This window comes from Pelagibacterium montanilacus, from assembly GCF_003992665.1.
Lineage (GTDB): Bacteria > Pseudomonadota > Alphaproteobacteria > Rhizobiales > Devosiaceae > Pelagibacterium > Pelagibacterium montanilacus.
On sequence record NZ_RZMX01000008.1, the window covers coordinates 194,601 to 212,476 of the forward strand.

Consider the following 17,876-nt stretch of genomic DNA (forward strand, 5'->3'; position numbering starts at 1 on the left):
CCATATCTCGCCTGCTTCCCCCGATCAAGGCGCGTCGGTACGATAATCGTCCCCCCGAGCATTTCCGGAAACAATGGATCACGTTTCCGGTTCACGGATGAGACAAATGCCCTAGCGGGCCGGCAGGCTCCATCCGACCGCCTTGAGCTCGCCATGCAGGGTGTCGGCCTGCTCGGGCGACAACGCGGTCAGCGGCGGCCTTACGGCCTCGAGGCGGGCGTCTCCCAGCCCGCGCGCCAGCATCGTCTTGGCCGCGGGGATGAGTGGATACTTGGCGTAGGTGGACCGCACCGCCCCGACCTTCGCCTGGAGTGCATCGGCGCCCGGGGTCCCCAGGGCGTCGAGCAGCGCCCGGATGCCGTGGGGGTTTATGTTGCCCGAGGCGCTGATACACCCGGCCCCGCCCAGCGCGCCGGATTTGACGATGGTGCCTTCCGAGCTTGGGAAAATCCTGAAGCCCTTGAACCGCTTGAGCATGGCTTCGAGATTGTCCCAGTCACCCGAACTGTCCTTGATGCCGAGCACGGTATCGGGATAGTCGGCGATCAGCCGCTCGATCAGGTCGTGGGGAATGCCGACGCCGCTGATCTGCGGGATGTGGTAGAGCCACAGGCCTAGGTCGTCGGAAGCAATGGTGTCGATCACCCTGGCGTACCAGGCATAAAGACCGTCGCTGGAGACGGGCTTGTAATAGAACGGGGGCAGCGAAAGCACGCCGCCGCACCCCAGCTCCAGCGCGTGCCGGGTGAGGTCGATCGTATCGTTGAACGCGGACGTGCCCACCCCCGGCATCAGCTTTTCGGCGGGAATGCCGGCCTCGACCAGCGTTTCGAGGGCCTTCCTGCGTTCGAACAGCGACAGCGAGTTCGCTTCGCTCGTCGTGCCCATCACCGCCAGCCCGTCGGCGCCATTGGCCAGAAGCCATTTGCAGACATCGACATAGGCATCGAGGTCAACCGACAGATCGGCCGTGAACGGTGTGATCGCGGGAACCAGCAATCCGCTGAAATAGGTCTTGGTCATCAGGCGTCTTTCCCCGTTTCGACAGGTCAGTGCGTGGCGTCGCCGCCCTCTACGATGATGGTCTCGACCTGGCCGGCACCATTTTTGCGGAACGCGGCGGCAGCCTGGTACTCCTCGCACTTGTGGCAGTCGTGAGCGGCTTCGAGCGTCGGGAACTCGATGACCACGAACCGGTGGAAGGTGTCGGGACCTTCGAGGATCTCGAACCGGCCGCCGCGGGCGAGGACTTTACCCCCGAACTTGGCGATGATGGCTGGTACCTGGTCGGTGTACTTCTTGTACTCGACGGGATCGATGATGCGCGAACGGGCGACCCAATATGCGGGCATGAGCAGCGGTCTCCTGAAGTTTAGCTGAGGCTCGGCAGCCAGGTGGCCACCTGCGGGAAGGCGATGATCACGACGACCAGGCCGATCATGAGGAACCAGAACGGAATGGTGCCGCGGAAGATTTCGAAGACTGGTATGTTCTCTTCGGGCAACGCGGCCTTGACGGTATAGACCAGGATTCCGAAGGGCGGCGTCAGCAGCCCCGCTTCGATGGCGATGATGCCCATGATGGCAAAGGCCAGTGGATCGATGCCAATGGCCACAGCCACCGGAGCGAAGATCGGCACCGTCAGAAGGATGATCGAAATCGAGTCGATCAGGCACCCCAGCACCAGCCAGATCAGAATCATGACCCCCAGGATCATCAGCGGCGTCAGCGGGGAATTGACCAGCAGGGTCTCGATGCCTCCGGTGACCCCGGTGAGCGAGAGCACGCGGGCATACAGCTGTGCCATGACAAGCAGCAGCAGCAGCGGCGCCGATGTCCGGCCGACCGAAAGGATAACCTCGAAGATTTCGCGGGGCTTCATGCCGCGCAGCAGCGCGATCACCAGACCGGCCGCCGCCCCCACGCCTGCGCCCTCGGTGGGGGTGAAAAAGCCCAGCCAGATACCGAAGAGGATGCCGAGGACCAGTGCGACCACCGCAAGTGTGCCCACCAGCGCGCCGGCCATATCGGCGTCGTCCTCGCGTTCACGCTCGGCGGCAGCTTCCACGGCAACGGCATCCGCGTCCTTGCGCAGCTTCCCGACCCGCTCGGGGCTCCTGATGGCGGTAAAGATGATGTACCCCATATAGGCCACTGTAAGCAGCAGGCCGGGGATGATGCCGGCAAGGAACAGCCGTCCGATGGATTGCTCGGTGAGCACGGCCCAGACGATGAGCAGCACGGAGGGCGGGATGAGCATGCCAAGGCACGAACTGCCCGCGACGCAAGAGAGCGAAAGCATGCGCTCATAGCCATACCGCTTCATCTGCGGATAGGCGATCCGCGAAAACGCGGCAGCCGCAGCCACCGACACCCCGGTGACGAAGGCGAAGATGGCGTTGGCGATCACGGTCGCGACGCCCAGATGCCCTGGCAGCCAGCGCGTCAATCGGTTGACCAGCCGGAAGAGGTCGCCCGCCACCCCGCTTCGGGCGAGAAACTCGCCCATGAGCATGAAGAGCGGAATCACCGCGAAGATATAGCCGCGAATGGCGACATAGGCCGTGGTCGAGAGAAACTCGAAAATGACGTCGAAATTGCCCTGCATCATGATGTAGAGGCCAACGCCCGCCGTCACCCCCAGGGCCACGGCGATGTGCACCCCCAGAAAGACGAGACCGAGCAGCAGCCCGATGATGAGGATCATTTGCCCTGCGTCAAACATGGTTCGGGTCCTGGTATTCTTCAGCCAGAGCCAGCGGCGCTTCCCGGCCGGTGGCAACTGCTTTGAGGTGCTGCAGGGTAAGGAGAATATAGGCAACCATTGCCAAAGCGGTCCCCACGAAGACCGTGAGGCGTTCCGGCCAGATCGGGATGCGCAGAGCCCCCTCCCCTTCAAAACTGCCGAAGGTCCAGGCATTGACAAAGCCCGTGTAGCTTCCGCGCATCAAAAAGAAGAACAGCACGACGCCGAGCAAGGACGCCAGCGCCGCCAGCAGCGAGCGCAATCGCTGGGGCATGGCGTCGGTGATCAGCGTCACCTGCATCATGCCCCCGCTCACGATGGCGTAGGTCACCTGCAGATAGCAGATCACCACGATGGCACTCGCGACGATTTCGGGCGTGCCACGCAGGGGCCGATTGAACACCGAGCGTCCGATAACATCGAAAACGACTACGAACGCCAGCCCCATCGCAAGGACGGAGGCCACGACCAGCAGCGTACGCGCCACAAAACCCAGAGCTCTCGACAGCATTCAAGCCTCCGCTCGGAAAAAATGGCCGGGATCCTCAAGGATCCCGGCCCAGTACGGCAATATCAGTCGATCTCGTAACGGACCGGCCACTCGTAGCCGAGCACTTCGGCCTCATCGAGCGCGATGTTGAGGACCTGGGAACCCGGCTGACCGGCAGCGTCGAGCTCGTTGGCCATTTCCTGGGGCCATCCGGCGAGCGAATTGGCCCAGGTCTCGCGAACGTCGTCGGAGATTTCCCACACATTGGAGCCGAGCTCTTCGAGCTCTGCGATCTGTGCGGCATAATCCTCTTCGTTCACCGTGCCGGTCATCTCCTCGTATTCGCGTCCGACTTCCAGAATGATCTCCTGGACTTCCGGCGGCAGGCTGTTGAGCCGGTTCTGGTTCATCGTCAGGCCGTGCCAGGTGATCGAACCAAAGCCCGTCTCGGCGTAATTGTCGGCAACTTCATAGAGACGGAAGTTGATGACACCCGAGGGGAACATGATCCAGCCGTTGTAAACGCCGGTCTGGAGCGAAGTGTAGGCGTCGACGAGCGAGGACTGCACGGGCACCACGCCCGCATATTCCAGCCATTTCAGGTTAAGCCCGGCACCGGCGATCCGCTGCCCCTGAAGATCCTCGACGGTTTCCCACTCGAAGTTGGTCACGAGGTTATAGCCATTGTCGGCGATCAGCCCGAGAAGCGTCTGGCCGAAGCGCTGCTCGAACGTGCCTTCGAGTTCGGGCACCTGATCGTAGACCGCGCGAGCGAGCGTCACGCTTTCGACCGGGCTCATCGTGCCGAACGGCAGCATGACCTGGAAGGCATGCAGCGGCAGGTTCGATGCCTCAAAGCAGAAGCAGAAGCCGCCGATGTCGATCACGCCAGACTGAACGCCCTCGAGCGTGTCGGAAACGCTGACCATCGAGCCGCCATAGCCCTCGATGAAGGAAACGGTGTGATCGGTGCGCTCTGCGACCCGGGCCTCGACCTCGGGAACGAAGAACTCGCTCATCAGCCGGACGTAGGTATTCACGTCCGGATGGCCTGACGCGATACGCAGAGTGAAGTCTTCGGCCATTGCTGTAGCGCTCATGCCGGCGGTGAACACGGCCGCCATCAGGCCGCTCTTGAGTGCGAGATGTTTCATGGTTCTTCCCTCTCTCCCAGAGCCTGACGCTAACGCTGACAGGCTGTGCGCTGAAATTCCAAACTCTATGGGTCAATGTCAACTGAAATATTAAACTTGACAGCTTGCGGAAAGCCGACATGATCTGGTCACTCTGTATTATACCCGGAAAACGGGGATTTTTCGGCGATTTTAACGAGGAACGACCGGAGTGCTGGACGGCAAACAGGGCGATCTGGTTCGCAACAGTGTATATCAGAAGCTCCGCAGCGACGTGCTCTCATGCGCGTTGCGGCCGGGCCAGATGCTCCAGGAAAAGGAGCTGGTCGACCGGTTCTCGGTCAGCCGCTCCCCGATCCGCGACGCACTGCTCAAGCTTGAAGAACAGGGCCTTGTGGAGGTCATGCCCCGCAAGGGCTATCGCGTGCGCCGCATCGATCTGAGCGATGTGCGTGACATGTATAGCGTGCGCCACATGCTCGAGCGCGAGACCGTCTCCATGATGATCGAGACCGCCAGCGACGATGTGATGGAAGGGCTGGAAGCCTTCCGCACGCTTGAGCGCGCGCCCGATCTCGGCCAGTGGATTTCCTACAACCGCAATTTCCACCTTTATATCGCGCTCAATTGCGGCAATGCGCGGCTAGCGCGGCTGTCCCAGGACATGATCGAGGAATTCGACCGGCTGACCTATGTCAGCGTCACCAGTTCGTCCGACCTGTCCCTGGACGTCTTCGTGCGCGAGCACGGGGGAATCATCGATGCCCTCAAGGCCCGCAACAAGCGCCAGGCCATTTCTCAGGCCAAGGATCATATTGAGCGGTCCCGCCGCCGGGTGATGAACAGCCTTGAGACATTTTCCGTTGTCGACACCAATCCGGAGACCAGATGAGATGAAGGCTCAAGCCATCCAGATCGACCAGCCAGGGGCGGCAGACGTCATGACCCTGCGCGAGATCGACGTGCCCGCACCCGGCCAGGGCGAAGTGCAGGTGCGCCAAGTCGTCTGCGGGGTCAATTATCTCGATATCTACCAGCGCAGCGGCTCGTATTCGAACCCCATGCCCATGGGCATGGGCAACGAAGCCGCCGGCACGGTCGAAGCCGTTGGGCCCGATGTGGTCGGGGTCTCGATAGGCGACCGGGTCGTCTATCAGGGTGGCAGCGCTGGCGCCTATGCGTCCTTGCGCAACGTCCTCAGCAACAGGGTGGTGCACATCCCTGAGGGCGTGAGCGAACAAGACGCGGCGGCAACGCTTCTCAAGGGCATGACCGTCGAATACCTGCTCGATCGCTGCGTGCGGCTCGAAAAGGGCGACATGGCCCTGATGTACGCCGCCGGCGGCGGCGTCGGGCTGCTCGCCGGCCAGTGGGCCCGCGCCCGCGGGTTCCGACTGATCGGGGTCGCCTCGGGTGCCGACAAGTGCGAGCTGGCGCGCGCGAGCGGCTACCACGCGGTCATCGATCGCTCGTCCGAGACCATCGTGGAGCGGATCAAGGAACTCACCGACGGCAAGGGCCTGCCCGTGGTTTTTGATTCGATCGGCAAGGCGACCTTCGAGACAACGCTCGACTGCCTCGCGCCGCGCGGCTACTTCGTCTCGTTCGGCGCCACCTCAGGCCCTCCGCCCGCAGTCGCAGCATCGGAGTTGCAAAAGCGCGGCTCGCTCTACTTCACCCGCCCGACGCTGGTGACCTATTGCGGAACGCCAGAACTTTACGCCGCCTCGGCGAGCAAGGTCATGGCCCTGCTCGAGAGCGGAGATCTCAAGCCCCATATCGGCCAGCGCTACCCGCTGGCCCAAGCCGCCCAGGCGCATCTCGACCTCGAGGGAGGAAAGACGACCGGGGCCACGCTGCTGACAATCTGACTGTCGAAGAGGAGACGATATCATGAGCGACGATCGCTATTCAGACTGGCCCGAAGGGGCGCGCGAGGACATGGAAGCCAACCGCTTCAGCGGCTGCGTGGGCAGCGTGCTGGTGTCGGAGACCGACGAGGTCCGGGTCTGGCACCTCCACCTGCCCGCCGGCAAGCGCTGCAACTTCCACCGCCACGTCCTGAACTACTTCTGGACCTGCCACAACCACGGCAAGGCCCGTGGCTATTTCGAGGACGGCACGATCAAGGACGTCACCCACTTCCCCGGCGACACCAGGCACTTCGTGTTCCCCAAGGACAAATACCTGCTCCACAGCGTCGAGAACATCGGGGACACCGACCTTTTGTTCACCACGGTCGAACTCAAGTGCCTGAGCGAAAACGAGCCCCTGCCGATCCCCGATGGGGTCCGGCTTCAGGCTGCAGCGTAACGATAGCAAGAGAGGACGCACACACATATGTACGCCCCGCAAGGAGTAAAGACGGACCCATCGATGCCCGTGCCCGAGACGATGAAGGCATGGGTCCTTGGCGATCCCGACCAGCTGCATCGGATCGAAAAGGACACGCCGGTGCCCGGCAAGGCCGAGGTGCTGGTGCGCGTCGACGCGATCGCGATCTGCGCCACCGACCTTGATGTCATTTCCGAGGGCCCGCCGGCAATGATCGAGGGCGGCGCCCCGTTCAACAAGAACTTTACGCCCGGCCATGAATACATGGGCACGGTCGCCGCGCTCGGGCCAGGGGTGGACGAGTTCGAGATCGGCCAGCGCGTGACCGTCGAGATTCATGCCGGCTGCGGCCAGTGCAAGCGCTGCCGCATGGGCATGTACACCTCGTGCCTGAACTACGGCATGAACTATGGCGAACTCAACAAGGGCCACCGGGCCAATGGGTTCACCAGCAATGGCGGCTTTGCCTCTTACGCGATCAATAACATCAACACGCTGACCAAGATCAGCGACGAGATGACCGACGAGGAAGCCACGCTGGTGGTGACCGCGGGCACGTCCATGTACGGACTAACCGAACTGGGCGGCCTTATCGCCGGGGAGAGCGTCGTGGTCAGCGGCCCGGGGCCCATCGGTCTTCTCGGCGTTGCCGTTGCCAAGTCGCTGGGCGCCTATCCGGTGATCCTCACCGGCACGCGCGACAATCGGCTCGCGGTGGGCAAGGAACTCGGTGCCGACCACGTCATCAATGTGCGCAACGAAGATCCCGTCGAGGCGGTCCAGAAGATCATGGGCGGCAAGGGCGTGGATTATGTGGTGGAGTGCTCGGGCGCACCCGGCGCCATCAACCAGGGGGGCCGGATGGTCAACCGCGGGGGCAAGATCTGTCTCGCCGCCTTCCCCCACGAGCCGGACATGATCGATGTCGCGCATCTGGTGCGCAACAACATCTACATCTACGGCATCCGGGGCGAAGGCAAGAGCGCCACGACCCGCGCGCACGCCTTCATGGCCGCCAAGCGCTTCGATGCCACCAAGATCCACACCCACACCTTCGACATGGAGGAGTTGCCCACCGCACTCCGCTATGCCCGGGAGCGGATCGAGGACGCCATCAAGGTGGTGGTCAAGAACCCGCGCTAGAGTGTTTCCAGAAAAAGTGGAAACACTTTTTCGGTTCGGAAACGCGACAAATCAAAGACTTAGAGCTCCTGTTCTGATTCAGTCAGAACAGGATATGCTCTAGCGCTGGTCACAATCGACGCAGGTACGGGCGGTCCAGAGGGGCCGCCCGTATTGGTTTCAGATGATTGGCAATCAGCCCGCTTCGATCAGTCGGCCGTCCAGCCGCCATCGATCAGCATGGAGCTGCCGGTGACCAGTCCCGAGGCGTCCGAAGCCAGGTACAGCACCGCCCCCATCACATCCGCGACTTCACCCACCCGTCCGAGCTTGATCTTCTCGAGCAGCCATTTGCGCCGCTCGGGGTTGTCGAAGGTCGACTGGGTCAGCGGGGTGAGGATGAAGGTCGGGCAGATCGTGTTGACCCGGATCCCGTGCTTGCCCCACTCGATCGCCATGGCCTTGGTCATGCCTTCCACGGCGAACTTGGTGGCGCAATAGACCGCGCGGTCGAGACCGCCCACATGGCCCATCTGGCTCGAGATCTGGATGATCGAGCCCGGACGCCCGGCCTCGATCAGGGACTTGGCCACCGTCTGCGCCGCAAAATAGGCGCCTCGGACATTGACCGCGGCCACCGCATCGAAATCCTCGGGCAATGTCTCGAGCGAGGGCCCGTGCCGGGCGATTCCGGCGGCATTGACGAGGATGTCAAACGGACCCTTCTCGGCCACCACCCGCTGGACCGCCGCAACGTCTGCGACGTCGAGAACGACAGCCTCCACATCGGCACCGCTCGCGGCGAGCGCTTCGGCGGCCTCTTCGAGCCGGTCCTTGCCCCGGGCCGCCAAGACGACCCGGGCTCCGGCGCCGGCCAAGGCAACGGCGGCGCCGAGCCCGATTCCGGACGAGGCGCCTGTGACCAGCGCCGTCCGTCCCTCCAGGCTGAGGGACGGCATCTTGGGCAATTCCGTCATTGCGTGATCCTCCTTCGATGATCGCTCATTCGGCCGCGGCGCCATAGGCCACGTTGCGGCCGCCATAGCGACGGACGCGGACGTTGCACTGCTCTGCATGGCCCACAAAGCCCTCGAGCATGCACAACCGCGATCCATAAGCGCCGATTTCCGCGGCGGCTTCGTCGGTCACGATCTTCTGGTAGGAATGGGTCTTGAGGAATTTGCCGACCCAGAGCCCGCCCGTGTAGCGCCCCGCTTTCTTGGTGGGCAGGGTGTGGTTGGTGCCGATCACCTTGTCACCATTGGCCACATTGGTGCGCGGCCCGAGGAACAGCGCGCCATACGAGTGCATGTTCTCGAGGAACCAGTCGTCCCGGTCGGTCATCACCTGCACGTGCTCGGACGCGATGTCGTTGGCCACCTCGAGCATTTCCTCATAGGTGTCGCACACGATCATCTCGCCATAGTCGCGCCAGCTCGCGGTCGCGGTCTCGGTGGTCGGCAGCATTCCGAGCAGCTTGTCGATTTCTGCGAGGGTAGCGTCGGCCAGCTTGCGCGAATTGGTGATCATCACCGCCGGGCTGTTGTAGCCGTGCTCGGCCTGGCCCAGCAGGTCGGTGGCGCAGAGCTCGGCGTCCACGGTCTCGTCGGCGATCACCATGGTCTCGGTCGGCCCGGCGAAAAGATCGATGCCCACGCGCCCGTAGAGCTGGCGCTTCGCCTCGGCGACGAACGCATTGCCTGGGCCCACCAGCATGTGCACCGGCTCGATGGTCTCGGTGCCCAGCGCCATGGCGCCGACCGCCTGGATGCCGCCGAGCACATAGATCTCATGGGCGCCACCCATCTTCATGGCGGCCACAATCGCCGGGTGCGGCTCGCCCTTGACCGGGGGGGCAGAGGCAACGATCCGCGGCACGCCGGCAACCGAAGCGGTGAGCACCGACATGTGCGCGGACGCGACCATCGGAAACTTGCCGCCCGGCACGTAGCAGCCCACCGACTGCACCGGCAGGTTCTTGTGCCCCAGGATCACGCCGGGCCGCGTTTCGACCTCAAGATCGGTCATCGTCGCACGCTGGGCCTCGGCGAACCCACGGATTTGGTCCTGGGCGAACTTGATGTCCTCCATGTCGCGCGTACCCACGCGCTGCATCGCCGCCTCGATCTCCGAATCGGTCAGCCGGAAGCTGGGCCGCTCGAACCCGTCGAATTTCTGGCTCAGCTCGCGCACCGCCGCGTCCCCGCGTGTCTCGATGTCCTTGAGCGTGGTCTCGACGACGCTGCGCACCTTGGCATCGTCTTCTGCGCGACTTTCGGCTGGCTTGCCGCGCTTGAGATACGTGACCGTCATTGTTCCCTCCCTTGGGATAAGCTGTTGATCTCGCTTGGCCTCTGCTATGTGATCGGCACCGAACAGATAGCAGATTGCCGCGCTTCGATTTTATTTATATAGTGATAAACAAGGAATGCAAAGCCCTGCCGGGGCCAAGGGAGGAAAGATGAAGCGTCATGCGGTGATTGTCGGTGGTTCGATCGGAGGGCTGTTTGCAGCCCGGATGCTCGACAAGGCGGGATGGCAGGTCACGGTCCTCGAGCGCTCGCCGGTCGAGCTCTCGGGCCGTGGCGCGGGCATCGTGACCCATGACCTGCTCAACGAGTTGATCGCCGACACGGGCGCCACGATCGAAGACCTCGGGGTCAAGGTCGAGGAGCGTGTGGTGTATGATCACGATGGCGAGATCATCTACCGCCGCCCCCTGCCCCAGGTCGTCACCTCCTGGGACCGCGTGCACTCATTGCTCAGGGCCCTTCTGCCCAAGGATGCCTATGTGCTCGACATGCCCGTCACCGGCTATCGGGAAGGCCCCGACGGCGTCGAGGTGCTCATCGAGGGCAAGAATCCGGTCAAGGCGGACGTGCTGATCGGGGCCGACGGGTTCCGCTCGGCGATCCGCGCCCAGATGCTGCCCGAGATTCAGCCGGTCTATTCCGGATATGTGGTCTGGCGGGCGCTGGCCCAGGAAAAGGACCTCAGTGAGGCGGTCCGGCGCGAGGTCTTCCCCCATTTCGGCTTTTATATGCCCACCGGAACCCAGATCGTGGGCTATCCCATCGCCGGCGTCGGCAACGATCTGCGGCCCGGCCACCGCCGCTACAATTTCGTCTGGTATCTGCCGGTCACCGATGAGGAACTCGCCGACATGCTGACCGACGACACTGGCCGTCGTCACGACATCTCCATTCCGCCCCCGCTGGTGCGCAAGGATGTCGCCCGCCGCAGCGAGGAGCTCGCTCACAAGCTGCTGCCCCCGCCTTTCGGGGAAATCCTGAGCCGATCGTCCCAGCCGTTCTTCACGCCGATCTACGACCACATCTCGCCGACCTTCGCCCAAGGCCGCGTGGCGTTGCTGGGCGATGCGGCCTGCGTGGCGCGTCCCCATGTGGGCATGGGCGTCACCAAGGCCGCCTACGAGGCGCGCATCCTCGCCCGCAAGCTTTCGAGCATCGACGATCCCGTGGCCGCGCTCGCAGCCTATTCGTCCGACCGCCAGCCCGAGGCCGAGCTGGCCATGATGATCGGTCGGGAACTGGGCGACATGATCTACGACGACCCCGAAGGCGGAAACCCCGACGGCCGCAACAACCCCCATCTCGAGCACATCGCCATGGAAACCGCCGTGGTCCCCAAACGCTACGCGGTCGATCGCTGAGCGCAGGGACCCACTCTGGACGACAAAAGGGCCGGATGCATATGCATCCGGCCCTTTTTTCATGGTCGCGATAGAGCGTTTCGAGGAAAAGTGGAAACACCTTTCCGGTTCGGAAACGCGACACATCAAAGACTGATAGCTCCTGTTCTGATTCAGTCAGAACAGGAGCTCCAGTGTCGCGCCCGAGCTCAGTTCAGCTCGTAGGCAAAGGGCCACTCGTGGCCGCTCTCGGCAACCTTGTCGAGATAGATCTGCATGACCTCGGTCCCCGGCAGGCCGCGTCCGTCCGCTTCCTTGGACTGGATGTCGGGATAATTGCCCAGCGATTCTGCCCACTGCGCACGGGCTTCGTCACTCAGCTCACGAATGTTTGCCCCCGCTTCCTCGAGCCCGGCCAGACCATTGGCCTGTGCCTCGTCCAGGGCTCCACCGCTGCGGTCCTCGTACTGGGCGCCGACTTCGCGGATGATGGCCTGCACATCCTCGGGCAGCCGCGCGAGTGAGTTGAGGTTCATGGTCATGCCCACAACGACCATCGGGCCGAAGCCGATCAGCGTGTAGTTGGGGGCCGGCTCGTACCAGCGATAACCCAGATAGGCCGAAGGGAACATCAGCCAGCCATTGTAGATGCCCGTCTGCAGGTTCATGTAGCCGTCGGGCAGCGAGGACTGCACGGGAACCGCACCGGCATATTCGAGCCAGGGCAGGTTCGGGCCCGCGCCGCCGATGCGCACGCCTTCGAGATCAGCCACGGTCTCCCAGGGATCGGTCGTGCCCAGATGGTAGTTGTCCCATCCCGACAGCCCCAGAAGCGTCTGGTTGTAGTCGCTCTCGAACACCTCGGAGAGCCAGGGGTATTCGTCGTAGACCTGCCGCACCACGGTCATGGCGTCCGACGAGCTCTGCGGGCCGAACGGCGCGTAGTACGGGAAGTTGTGCACGAACAGCTTGGATGGCTCGAAGCAGAAGCAATATCCGCCGATGTCGAGCAGCCCGTCCTGCACAGCCTCGAGCGTGTCCGACACCCCCGCGATCGCACCGCCATAGCCTTCGATGAAGTTGATCGTATGGTCGGTTTCCTCTTCGACGCGCCGGGTGACCTCGGGCACGAAAAAGGTTTCCATCAGATTGGCATAGACCGAGGGCCCCGAGGGGTGGCCCGATCCAATGCGGAGCGTGAAATTGTCAGCCTGGGCGGTGCCGGGCAGAGCCGATACCAGCAGCGCCCCCGCCAGTGCGGCGGCCAACGCCGGCTTGCGGTAATTTGCAGAAGTCATCCAAAGTCCTCCCTGTCTTGTTTTGTAACACTACACAACGAACCGACCCCGAGGCGCTTGCCACGGGCCGGCGAGTTGTTTATCAGACGCTAATCATGTCAGTTTCGGCAAGGGGCGTCAATCTTGCCCCGGCGCTGGAGGACGATACAGACACCGGGGAGGAACGATGGTGCTCAAGGTTGCAATAGCAGGTTTCGGTTGGTGGGGACGGCACATCGCGACCCGACTGAAGGGCAATGAGCGCCTGCAGGTCGTGGTGATCGCGGAGCCCGCCGAGGCTCTTCACGCCGACATCCGGGCCATGGGGCTCGACGTGGTGAACAGCTACGAAGCCGTGCTCGAGCGGGACGATGTCGAGGCCGTGATCCTCACCACGCCGCATATGTTCCATGAAGAGCAGGTCTGCCAGGCCGCCGCGGCCGGCAAGCACGTGTTCTGCGAAAAGCCGCTCGGGATCACTGCCGACAGCGCCGCCCGCTCGGTGGCGGCGTGCCGCAAGGCGGGAGTGGTGATGGGTATAGGCCACGAGCGCCGCTTCGAGCCCGCCATGCAGCGCCTCAAGGCGATGCTGGAGGCCGGGGAACTCGGCACCATCATGCACACCGAAGCGGCCTTCAGCCATGACAAGCTCATCGGCATCGAACCCGGCGGATGGCGCACATCCAAAGAGCTTTCCCCTGGCGCCGGCATGACCGGCATGGGCATCCACCTGACCGACCTTCTGCTATGGATGTTCGGCCCGATCCAGTCGGTTCAGGCTCAGGTCCGTGACCGAACGCTCGGCTGGCCCACCGGCGACATGGTCGTCGCCCAGTTCGGCTTCAAAGAAGGCATGACGGCGCATCTGAACGCCATCCTGCACACGCCCCATTTCATGCGTTTCCATGTCTTTGGCTCGGAAGGCTGGGTCGAGGTGCGCAATGCCAGCCACCCCGACACTCCCGGCGGGATCACCGACTGGATCCACTTCCCCAAGGGCGGCGAGCCGAAAAGCGAGCAGCTCGAGTGGACCGACGCGGTCGTCGCCAATCTCGAAGCCTTCGCCAATGCGGTCGCTGGCAAGGCGGACTATCCCTGGTCCGACGACCAGCTTGTGGGCAATATCGCGGTCTATGAGGCGATCGTGAAATCGTCCGACAGCGGCGAGACCGTGCGCCTGGAAAGCTGAGGCACGCGTCAACGAACAGTTCCGGCACCGCATCCCGTCGGGCACAGGCGCACACCCTGCCCGGCGGAATTCAGCGGCCCGAGGCGTGGCGAACACCGTCACAGACGCCAGATGGGAGAGAACGACATGTTCACTAGCATATTGGGCAAGCTTGCCCGGGGAATTCACGTGGTTTCGGCGTTCTGGGTGCTGCTGCTCGGTTTCGCCATCGTTGCGGACGTTCTGAGCCGTGCATTCCTGAATTTCCCGATCCAGGGCACCACCGAAATTCTCAAGAATTCCGTGGTCGCCATCACATTCCTGCAATTGCCGCTCGCCATCATGACCGGCTCGATGCTGCGCACCGAGATCGTGAGCGACGCGGCTGGCCCTCTGATCCGTCGGCTCCTGCGAACCATCACCTTCGCGCTGGGCGGCATCCTGTTCCTGCTCATCGCCTACTCGAGCTGGGAGCCGGCCGTTTTCGCCTTCGAGATCGGCGAATACGAGGGAGAGGGTGCCCTGCGCGTCGCCACCTGGCCGGTCCGTTTCATCCTGATCGCCACATCGGTCTTTGCGGCCATCGCCTATATCTCGATGATCTGGCTGGACTGGACCGGTCAGCTCGAGGACGAGGCAGCGTGGCCCGGGCTAAACCAGAACCGTGAGGACGTGGCCGACGCCATCGCCTCGCCCCACAAGGGAGACGCATGATGGGTGTCGAAGCCGTCCTCATGATGATCGGCCTGCTGGTCGCTCTGGTCCTGCTCGGCCTGCACATTGCAGTGGTCCTGGCACTCACCTCGATGCTCGGCATCCTGCTGATGATGGGCAATATGGAGATCGCGGTCTCCATGCTCAGCCGCACGGCCTATGAGGCCATCCGCAGCCACGTCTTCATCGTCATCCCGCTCTTTATCCTCATGGGCGACCTCGTCTCCCGGTCGGGTGCGGCGGGCGACCTCTACCGGGTCTGCAACCGCGCCTTGGGCCGTCTGCCCGGTCGCCTTGCGGTCGCAACGGTCGCGGGCAACGCCATCTTTGCAGCGGTCACGGGCGTATCGGTAGCCTCGGCGGCCGCGTTCTCGCGCATCGCTTACCCCGAAATGCGCAAGCTCGGCTACAACAAGGAATTCGCCGTCGGCGCCGTTGCCGGCAGCGCGTGCCTTGGCATGCTGATACCGCCGTCCGTCCTGCTCATCATCTGGGCCGTGCTGACCGAGATGTCGGTGGGGGCGCTGTTCATCGCGGGCGTCATCCCGGGCCTCCTGCTGGCGGCGCTGTTCGCGGGCTGGTGCGTTGTTGCCGCGATCATCAATCCCTCGATTGCCCCCAGGGCCGAGACCATCGACATGGGCAAATCCGACCGCAGCGAGATCATCGGTGCCGTCGGCATCCTCGCGCTCGTGGCGCTGGTGATCGGGGGCATATGGGGCGGGTTGTTCAACCCCACCGAGGCAGCGGGCTTCGGTGCCATCGGCGGGCTGATCCTGGCCTATGCCAAGGGCATGCGGGCCAAGGGCATCATGGATGCCATCTACAACGCCGGCCGCACGACGGCCCCGATCATGTTCCTGCTGATCGCCGCGATGATGTATTCGCGCCTCCTCGCCATGGGTGGTGCGGTGAACTACATCCAGGACCTGTTCCTTGCCACCGGCGGCAGCGTCATCGTGATCATTGGCTTGATGGCACTGATCTGGCTGCTGCTCGGGATGATCATCGATTCCACCTCGATCATCCTGCTCACCGTGCCGATCTTTGCCCCCATCGCCATGACGCTGGGCATCGATCCGCTGGCCTTCGCGATTTTTGGCATCCTCGTGATCGAGGCAGGTCTTCTGACCCCGCCCTTCGGGCTGATCGTCTATACGGTCAAGGGAGCGATAACCGACCGCGACCTCAAGCTCGGCCACATCTTCAAGGGCGCCATCCCCTATTGGGTGATGATCCTGGGAGCCGCAATCGCGGTGATCGCGTTCCCGCAACTGGCCAATTGGCTGCCGACCTTGGGACGCTGAGCGCTCGGGTCCGAGACGAAAAAACGGCGGCCCCTCGGGGCCGCCGTTTTCATTTTCCGGCTTCGCAGGCCTTGGCCACGATCTCGGGCGCGGTGCGCAGATACATTTCGATCGCGGTGTCTATGGCAAAGGCCGGGTCGAGATTGGCCCGGATGCGATAGATGTGGGCCCTGATGGCTTGGTAAAAGATCATCGCCTGCATCAGCCAGACCAGTTCGAACTCTTCCTCGGAAATCGCAGGCGCATCCTCGGGATGGCCCAGCTCGGCGCGCAACTCCACGCATATGGGCTTGAGCAGGCGCTCGGACACGCGGGTGACGTACCGCGTGTTGATGTCGAGCTCCTTGAGACCGGCGAAAAAGAAGAACCGGACCCAGCGGCGGTCGTAAACCACCTCGCAATAGGAGTGGTAGAAATCGTGCAGCCGGTCCTTCAGCGGGCGCGAGCGGTCCTTGAGGGTCGTCTCCCATTCCGGACGCCATTTGGCGACGCACACGTCGGAATAGACCTCGTTGATCAGGTCTTCCTTGGATTCGAAATATCGGTAAATCAGCGGCTGGGTGATGCCCATCTCCTCGGCCAGCACCCGTGTCCCCGCCTCAAACCCGTGTTCGGCAAAGAAATCGGCGGCCTTGTCGATGAGCATGGACTTGCGTTCTTCGGGCGGTAGCCGGGTGGTACGCTGTCCCCTGCCCCGTGCGGTACGGCGCGTTTCTTTCCCGTGCGCAGACGAATCGCTCAAGTCCTGCTCCCTTACCTTGCTGCTGGCAGCAAAGACTAGCCCAGTTTGCCTGCCCGCCGCCAGCCGAGCCGTCTCCACTCCCTTGGAGGGGGCATGGATTGTTTTGCCTTGTAAGGCCCTTGATCCTGATATATTTTTATCGAGCGATAAATATCAAGCGTATTGGCACGCAATGGAGGAGCCGAATGCCCATGAAAGTCGATAGAGCCGCAATTTACGAGGCGGCCAAGGAACTCTCCAACTGGGGACGCTGGGGCGATGACGACCAGTTGGGGACCCTCAACCTCGTTTCGCCCGAGGACGTGGTCGGCGCCTCCAAGCTCATCAAGAAGGGCAAGACCTTTGCCCTCGGGCTCCCGCTGGACGAGAAGATCCAGTCCGGCTTGTTCGGTGGACGCTGGAACCCGATCCACACCATGCTCGCCACGGGCACGGACGCCGCGGCCGGCAATCAGGACATCGGCGAGGCTTATCTGCGCTATGCCGACGACGCCATCAACCTGCCCTGCCAGTGCTCGACCCAATGGGACGCGCTGGCCCACATCTTCCTCGACGACAAGATGTGGAACGGCTATCCGGCCAATCTCGTGGACGCCCGCGGCGCCCAGAAGAACGGCATCGAGAACTACAAGGACAAGTGCGTCGGACGCGGCGTGCTGCTCGACGTCGCCCGCTGGAAGGGCGTCGAGATGCTCGAACCCGGCTACCCGATCACCAACGAAGACCTCGACGGCTGCGCCAAGGCGCAGGGCGTGGAAATCCGCAAGGGTGACTTCGTGATCGTGCGCACCGGCCACCAAGAGCATTGCCTCAAGACCGGCGACTGGACCGGCTATGCTGGCGGCGACGCCCCGGGCCTCGCTTTCGAGACCGCCTACTGGATTCGCAAGAACGACATCGCTGCGATCTGCGCGGACACCTGGGGCTGCGAAGTGCGTCCCAACGAGACCAGCGAAGCCAATCAGCCATGGCACTGGGTGGTCATCCCCGCCATCGGCATCGCCATGGGCGAAATCTACTACCTCAAGGAGCTGGCCGAGGATTGCGCCGAGGACAGTGTCTACGAGTTCTTCTTCTGCGCACCGCCGCTGAACCTGCCCGGTGGCGCCGGCTCGCCGGTCAATCCCCAGGCGATCAAGTAGTCACTGCTGCAAACGACATGAAAAAGCCCGGCGCGAAAGCGCCGGGCTT

General features: G+C 63.1%; 18 protein-coding genes. 9 read left to right on the forward strand and 9 right to left on the reverse strand.

Annotated features, from left to right (window positions below):
* Window positions 1-111: 111 nt before the first annotated feature.
* From EO136_RS03095 to EO136_RS03115, 5 genes are all read right to left on the reverse strand, one after another.
* Window positions 112-1,023 (reverse strand): dihydrodipicolinate synthase family protein, encoded by a 912-nt coding sequence (locus EO136_RS03095; RefSeq protein ID WP_127143003.1) that lies wholly within the window; start codon window positions 1,021-1,023, stop codon window positions 112-114.
* A 26-nt stretch (window positions 1,024-1,049) separates the two neighbouring features.
* A complete protein-coding gene (locus EO136_RS03100) occupies window positions 1,050-1,352 on the reverse strand; it encodes a DUF1330 domain-containing protein (RefSeq protein ID WP_127143004.1) in 303 nt (100 codons plus the stop codon).
* A gap of 20 nt (window positions 1,353-1,372) precedes the next feature.
* Window positions 1,373-2,725, reverse strand: coding sequence for a TRAP transporter large permease (locus EO136_RS03105; RefSeq protein WP_127143005.1), 1,353 nt, complete (start codon window positions 2,723-2,725; stop codon window positions 1,373-1,375).
* The gene (locus EO136_RS03110; protein ID WP_127143006.1) at window positions 2,718-3,257 is read right to left on the reverse strand and encodes a TRAP transporter small permease; all 540 of its coding nucleotides are present in this window, start codon (window positions 3,255-3,257) and stop codon (window positions 2,718-2,720) included. The genes EO136_RS03105 and EO136_RS03110 overlap by 8 nt, the downstream gene beginning before the upstream one ends.
* Window positions 3,258-3,319: 62 nt before the next feature.
* Entirely contained in the window at window positions 3,320-4,390 is a 1,071-nt protein-coding gene (locus tag EO136_RS03115) for a C4-dicarboxylate TRAP transporter substrate-binding protein (RefSeq protein WP_127143007.1), read from the reverse strand.
* Between the two features lie 190 nt (window positions 4,391-4,580).
* On the opposite strand from EO136_RS03115, the gene EO136_RS03120 reads away from it, so the two are divergent.
* From EO136_RS03120 to EO136_RS03135, 4 genes are all read left to right on the forward strand, one after another.
* Window positions 4,581-5,261 (forward strand): GntR family transcriptional regulator, encoded by a 681-nt coding sequence (locus EO136_RS03120; protein WP_127143008.1) that lies wholly within the window; start codon window positions 4,581-4,583, stop codon window positions 5,259-5,261.
* A 1-nt stretch (window position 5,262) separates the two neighbouring features.
* Window positions 5,263-6,240: a quinone oxidoreductase family protein gene (locus EO136_RS03125; protein ID WP_206513255.1), complete on the forward strand. Its 978-nt coding sequence runs from the start codon at window positions 5,263-5,265 to the stop codon at window positions 6,238-6,240.
* A 22-nt stretch (window positions 6,241-6,262) separates the two neighbouring features.
* The gene (locus EO136_RS03130) at window positions 6,263-6,682 is read left to right on the forward strand and encodes a cupin domain-containing protein (RefSeq protein WP_127143009.1); all 420 of its coding nucleotides are present in this window, start codon (window positions 6,263-6,265) and stop codon (window positions 6,680-6,682) included.
* A 63-nt stretch (window positions 6,683-6,745) separates the two neighbouring features.
* Complete coding sequence (locus tag EO136_RS03135) at window positions 6,746-7,846, forward strand: zinc-dependent alcohol dehydrogenase (protein WP_246018251.1); 1,101 nt, start codon at window positions 6,746-6,748, stop codon at window positions 7,844-7,846.
* A 188-nt stretch (window positions 7,847-8,034) separates the two neighbouring features.
* Here EO136_RS03135 and EO136_RS03140 read toward each other — a convergent pair whose 3' ends face one another.
* Window positions 8,035-8,802, reverse strand: coding sequence for an SDR family NAD(P)-dependent oxidoreductase (locus EO136_RS03140; protein WP_127143011.1), 768 nt, complete (start codon window positions 8,800-8,802; stop codon window positions 8,035-8,037).
* Between the two features lie 25 nt (window positions 8,803-8,827).
* The gene (gene hisD, locus EO136_RS03145; protein WP_127143012.1) at window positions 8,828-10,138 is read right to left on the reverse strand and encodes a histidinol dehydrogenase; all 1,311 of its coding nucleotides are present in this window, start codon (window positions 10,136-10,138) and stop codon (window positions 8,828-8,830) included.
* 148 nt (window positions 10,139-10,286) lie between these two features.
* Between hisD and EO136_RS03150 the strand changes: the two genes are divergently transcribed.
* Window positions 10,287-11,498 (forward strand): FAD binding domain-containing protein, encoded by a 1,212-nt coding sequence (locus EO136_RS03150; RefSeq protein ID WP_164730419.1) that lies wholly within the window; start codon window positions 10,287-10,289, stop codon window positions 11,496-11,498.
* Between the two features lie 188 nt (window positions 11,499-11,686).
* Here the strand turns inward: EO136_RS03150 and EO136_RS03155 are convergent, their stop codons facing one another.
* Window positions 11,687-12,775: a C4-dicarboxylate TRAP transporter substrate-binding protein gene (locus tag EO136_RS03155; protein ID WP_127143014.1), complete on the reverse strand. Its 1,089-nt coding sequence runs from the start codon at window positions 12,773-12,775 to the stop codon at window positions 11,687-11,689.
* Window positions 12,776-12,941: 166 nt separating this feature from the next.
* Between EO136_RS03155 and EO136_RS03160 the strand changes: the two genes are divergently transcribed.
* From EO136_RS03160 to EO136_RS03170, 3 genes are all read left to right on the forward strand, one after another.
* Complete coding sequence (locus tag EO136_RS03160; RefSeq protein ID WP_127143015.1) at window positions 12,942-13,943, forward strand: Gfo/Idh/MocA family protein; 1,002 nt, start codon at window positions 12,942-12,944, stop codon at window positions 13,941-13,943.
* 126 nt (window positions 13,944-14,069) lie between these two features.
* Entirely contained in the window at window positions 14,070-14,636 is a 567-nt protein-coding gene (locus EO136_RS03165) for a TRAP transporter small permease (protein WP_164730420.1), read from the forward strand.
* The gene (locus tag EO136_RS03170; protein ID WP_206513256.1) at window positions 14,633-15,943 is read left to right on the forward strand and encodes a TRAP transporter large permease; all 1,311 of its coding nucleotides are present in this window, start codon (window positions 14,633-14,635) and stop codon (window positions 15,941-15,943) included. The genes EO136_RS03165 and EO136_RS03170 overlap by 4 nt, the downstream gene beginning before the upstream one ends.
* 49 nt (window positions 15,944-15,992) lie before the next feature.
* On the opposite strand, the gene EO136_RS03175 is transcribed toward EO136_RS03170, so the two are convergent.
* The gene (locus tag EO136_RS03175; protein WP_127143017.1) at window positions 15,993-16,685 is read right to left on the reverse strand and encodes a TetR/AcrR family transcriptional regulator; all 693 of its coding nucleotides are present in this window, start codon (window positions 16,683-16,685) and stop codon (window positions 15,993-15,995) included.
* Window positions 16,686-16,876: 191 nt separating this feature from the next.
* Here EO136_RS03175 and EO136_RS03180 point away from each other — a divergent pair, with 191 nt between their 5' ends.
* On the forward strand, window positions 16,877-17,827 hold the full coding sequence (locus EO136_RS03180; RefSeq protein ID WP_127143018.1) for a cyclase family protein: 951 nt from the start codon (window positions 16,877-16,879) through the stop codon (window positions 17,825-17,827).
* Window positions 17,828-17,876 lie beyond the last annotated feature (49 nt).

Bases quoted from the DNA above. Each gene is read 5' to 3' on its own strand.
- EO136_RS03140 (WP_127143011.1), bottom strand. From the start codon at position 8,802: ATGACGGAATTGCCCAAGATGCCGTCCCTCAGCCTGGAGGGACGGACG.
- EO136_RS03105 (WP_127143005.1), bottom strand. From the start codon at position 2,725: ATGTTTGACGCAGGGCAAATGATCCTCATCATCGGGCTGCTGCTCGGT.
- EO136_RS03165 (WP_164730420.1), top strand. From the start codon at position 14,070: ATGTTCACTAGCATATTGGGCAAGCTTGCCCGGGGAATTCACGTGGTT.
- EO136_RS03155 (WP_127143014.1), bottom strand. From the start codon at position 12,775: ATGACTTCTGCAAATTACCGCAAGCCGGCGTTGGCCGCCGCACTGGCG.
- EO136_RS03110 (WP_127143006.1), bottom strand. From the start codon at position 3,257: ATGCTGTCGAGAGCTCTGGGTTTTGTGGCGCGTACGCTGCTGGTCGTG.
- EO136_RS03100 (WP_127143004.1), bottom strand. From the start codon at position 1,352: ATGCCCGCATATTGGGTCGCCCGTTCGCGCATCATCGATCCCGTCGAG.
- EO136_RS03135 (WP_246018251.1), top strand. From the start codon at position 6,746: ATGCCCGTGCCCGAGACGATGAAGGCATGGGTCCTTGGCGATCCCGAC.
- hisD (WP_127143012.1), bottom strand. From the start codon at position 10,138: ATGACGGTCACGTATCTCAAGCGCGGCAAGCCAGCCGAAAGTCGCGCA.
- EO136_RS03130 (WP_127143009.1), top strand. From the start codon at position 6,263: ATGAGCGACGATCGCTATTCAGACTGGCCCGAAGGGGCGCGCGAGGAC.
- EO136_RS03095 (WP_127143003.1), bottom strand. From the start codon at position 1,023: ATGACCAAGACCTATTTCAGCGGATTGCTGGTTCCCGCGATCACACCG.
- EO136_RS03170 (WP_206513256.1), top strand. From the start codon at position 14,633: ATGATGGGTGTCGAAGCCGTCCTCATGATGATCGGCCTGCTGGTCGCT.
- EO136_RS03115 (WP_127143007.1), bottom strand. From the start codon at position 4,390: ATGAAACATCTCGCACTCAAGAGCGGCCTGATGGCGGCCGTGTTCACC.
- EO136_RS03150 (WP_164730419.1), top strand. From the start codon at position 10,287: ATGAAGCGTCATGCGGTGATTGTCGGTGGTTCGATCGGAGGGCTGTTT.
- EO136_RS03180 (WP_127143018.1), top strand. From the start codon at position 16,877: ATGAAAGTCGATAGAGCCGCAATTTACGAGGCGGCCAAGGAACTCTCC.
- EO136_RS03160 (WP_127143015.1), top strand. From the start codon at position 12,942: ATGGTGCTCAAGGTTGCAATAGCAGGTTTCGGTTGGTGGGGACGGCAC.
- EO136_RS03125 (WP_206513255.1), top strand. From the start codon at position 5,263: ATGAAGGCTCAAGCCATCCAGATCGACCAGCCAGGGGCGGCAGACGTC.